Origin of the sequence: Aeromonas sp. ZOR0002, assembly GCF_963866995.1 — a bacterium.
Taxonomy (GTDB): Bacteria; Pseudomonadota; Gammaproteobacteria; order Enterobacterales; family Aeromonadaceae; genus Aeromonas; species Aeromonas caviae.
The window spans coordinates 1-3,281 of record NZ_CAWMFQ010000334.1; the positions used below are offsets into that span (position 1 = coordinate 1).

At 57.8% G+C, this 3,281-nt stretch carries 2 protein-coding genes and 1 pseudogene; 2 read left to right on the forward strand and 1 reads right to left on the reverse strand.

Going from position 1 to position 3,281, the window contains the following annotated elements; translation table 11 throughout:
• Together dcd and AACR77_RS18130 are read left to right on the forward strand one after the other, a co-directional pair.
• Positions 1 to 292, forward strand: a 292-nt coding sequence (gene dcd, locus AACR77_RS18125) for a dCTP deaminase (protein WP_042877790.1), incomplete at its 5' end; no start/stop codon positions are given.
• A 319-nt stretch (positions 293 to 611) separates the two neighbouring features.
• Complete coding sequence (locus AACR77_RS18130; RefSeq protein ID WP_029314527.1) at positions 612 to 2,084, forward strand: inorganic phosphate transporter; 1,473 nt, start codon at positions 612 to 614, stop codon at positions 2,082 to 2,084.
• A gap of 661 nt (positions 2,085 to 2,745) precedes the next feature.
• Here the strand turns inward: AACR77_RS18130 and AACR77_RS18135 are convergent.
• Positions 2,746 to 3,281: pseudogene (locus AACR77_RS18135) on the reverse strand (ribonuclease E); the annotation flags it as partial.

Consider the following 3,281-nt stretch of genomic DNA (forward strand, 5'->3'; position numbering starts at 1 on the left):
TACCTTGCCCGCCGATATCGTCGGCTGGCTGGATGGTCGTTCCTCCCTGGCGCGCCTGGGCCTCATGGTGCACGTCACCGCCCACCGCATCGATCCGGGCTGGTCCGGTCGCATCGTGCTGGAGTTTTACAACGGTGGCAAGTTGCCTCTGGCCCTGCGTCCCAAGATGAAGATCGGTGCCCTGAACTTCGAGATGCTGTCAGGTACCGCAGCTCGCCCGTACAACAAACGGGAAAATGCCAAATACAAGAGTCAGCAAGGGGCTGTGGCCAGCCGGATCAACCAGGATTGATCTGCGCACCGTGCGGCTTGTCTATCGAGGAGGGTGCCAAGGCACCCTCTTTTTTATCTGACAAAAGGAAACGGACGTGCCGAGGGGGTTGAAAACGGCCTTTTTCGGGGCATCGAGCTATGATTAGGCTTTGATTGGCGCCTATCCACAGCAATGGAATGGACTTAAATTAATCCTCGACAAGCCCCGTTCCTACAGGCCCTAAGACATTTTCTGACGGAATGCCCTTTTTTTTTTTTGCTGAAATATTTCAACAACGGGTATGGCGCATCGAGCCTTCTGGCATAATCCGCCGCAACTCATAAACAGGTTCGTTTTTATGTTTGAAATGTTTAGTGGTTTGGGTTTGTGGTGGTCAATCGGTTTGGTATTGGCCGTTTTTTTTGTGCTGGCCTATGAATTCATCAACGGCTTTCACGATACCGCCAACGCGGTAGCAACGGTTATCTATACCAAGGCGATGCCGGCTCATATGGCGGTGGTGGCTTCCGGTCTGTTCAATTTCGCCGGTGTCATGCTGGGTGGGTTGGGGGTGGCCTATGCCATCGTTCACCTGCTGCCCATCGATCTGCTGCTTGGCATGGACTCTACCCAGGGTCTGATCATGGTGTTCTCCCTGCTGTTCTCGGCCATCGTCTGGAACCTGGGAACCTGGTACTTCGGCATTCCGGCATCCAGCTCCCACACCCTGATCGGTTCCATCCTGGGGGTAGGCGGCGCCTATGCCCTGATCAGCCATCAACCCCTGAAAGAGGGTATCAACGTCGGCAAAGCCATCGACATCATGCTCTCTCTCATCATCTCTCCCACCGTGGGCTTCATCATTGCCGCCTTGCTGCTGTTCGCCATGAAGCGCGTATGGCTTGGCAGCAAGATCCACAAGACCCCGGAAGAGCGCCTGCTGGTGGACGGCAAGAAGCATCCACCGTTCTGGGCCCGTGTCACTCTGATTTGCTCCGCAATGGGGGTGAGCTTCGTACACGGTTCCAACGATGGCCAGAAAGGCATCGGTCTGGTGATGCTGGTGCTGATCTGCATGGCGCCTGCCTATTTTGCGCTGGACATGAACAGCCGCTCCTATGATCTGGACAGAACCCAGGATGCCAACCAGCGCATCATGGAGATCTACCAGCGTAACCAGGATCAGGTCTCCCATCTGGTGAACTTCAGTGTCCCTGCCAAAGCCCAGGAGGAGCTGATGAGCCACTGTGCGGCAGGGGAGGCCCTGCAGGCCATGGCGACCCTCGACAAGCGTCTGGGCCAGGTGCGCACCTACGAGGAGATGAATCTGGTGGATCGCCGCGAAGTGCGTCGCCTGCTGCTGTGCATCGACGACACTGCCCGCAAGGTCTCCAAATTGCCGCTGCCGGCCAAGGAGTTGACCGATCTTGCCAAATGGCGCAAGGATCTGACCGCCACGGCCGAATATGCGCCGACCTGGGTCATCGTGTCCATCGCGCTGGCGCTCGGTTGCGGCACCATGGTGGGCTGGCGTCGTATCGTCTACACGGTAGGGGAGAAGATCGGTTCCTCCGGCATGACCTACAGCCAGGGCATTGCAGCCCAGATCACGGCCGCCGCGTCCATCGGGATTGCGAGTCTGACCGGGATGCCGGTGTCCACCACCCACATTCTCTCCTCCGCGGTGGCGGGGACCATGGTGGCCAACAAGTCCGGCCTGCAGAGCCAGACCATCAAGACCATTCTGCTGGCCTGGGTGCTGACATTGCCGCTCACCATGCTGCTCTCCGGCGGTCTCTTCCTGCTGAACAACCATCTCTTTGGCGGGTAAGCGCGATAGTCATTGGAAATGAAACAAGGGCCTTCGGGCCTTTTTTTGTTGCCCGGTGAATGTCACGTCATACGGCAATAGTTCAATAAGTGATAGTTGTATGCCATCAGACAAGAAGTTGAACAGCATTATCTATCACCTCGTTTGTTTCTCTACATCCCTCAACCACTCTGTTGTACACAGTGAGGGCAGCATACCCGGAGCTACCTTGTTACGAGCTGACGCTTGCACGTGAAGCTGAAGGGAGGGCGTTCAACGGGTCTATGATCCTCACCAGAAATGATGAGAGTGAAGAGTGCCACAGGTTGCCCTATGTCTGGCATTCGCGTTCAACCTGGGCTGTCTCAGCCACCACTGAACACACCGACTGTGCTACCAAAGGGGAAACGCTGCCAGACTGTTTGCCAATGGCATCATATGCTGTCAATGCATTGACCTATCCACAAGCAGAGCATGTCATGGTGCTTTGACAGAGATGAATCCTCTGTCTGGTGTGTTATTCACGTCTTGCTTGGACTGGGTGTGTGTGGTCGCTGAACATCGGGAAAGCGGCGGATATCGAACGGGCAGGGGGGGGAGAGCAAGGCGATGTCAGCCCCAAAAAAGAGACAAAAAAAGAGCCACACGATGTGTGGCTCTTTATTCAGACTAACGAGTCTGCTCAGGGGCGACCGGCCGGGCTGGTTGCCACGTTGCTGGCAGCGGTGCTGCCACCGTGGCGACCGGAGGTCACGACTTCGCTGCGTACCAGGGGAGCGTACTCCACGGGTTCACGGGGTGTCGGGGCAGGAGCCGCAGCCGGCGTTGCCATGGGGGCATAAGCCTTGCGGGCACGGGCCAATACACCGGCACCCTTGTTCACGACCTGGGCCACAGGCACAGCGGCTTCTGCAGCGGCAGATTCCTGGGGGGCGACTTCGGCAGAGACTTGCGCCACGGGAGCAACTGGTTCGGCGACCACGGCAGGGGCTGCATCCACGTTGGTGACGTCGTCAGCCACGGATTCGGCCACAACAGCTTCGCTGCTCGGGGCTTCCTCGGTCTTGGTCTTCACGTTGGCAACAGCAGGCTCGGCAGCAACCACCTCGGCGGCGGCTTCCACGACCACAGGGGCAACAACGACGGGTTCCACCTGCGCGGCAGCCTCGACGGTGGCAGACTCTGCAACCAGTGCGGCTTGTGCCTGCTCTGCCGCTT

Bases quoted from the DNA above. Each gene is read 5' to 3' on its own strand.
- AACR77_RS18130 (WP_029314527.1), top strand. From the start codon at position 612: ATGTTTGAAATGTTTAGTGGTTTGGGTTTGTGGTGGTCAATCGGTTTG.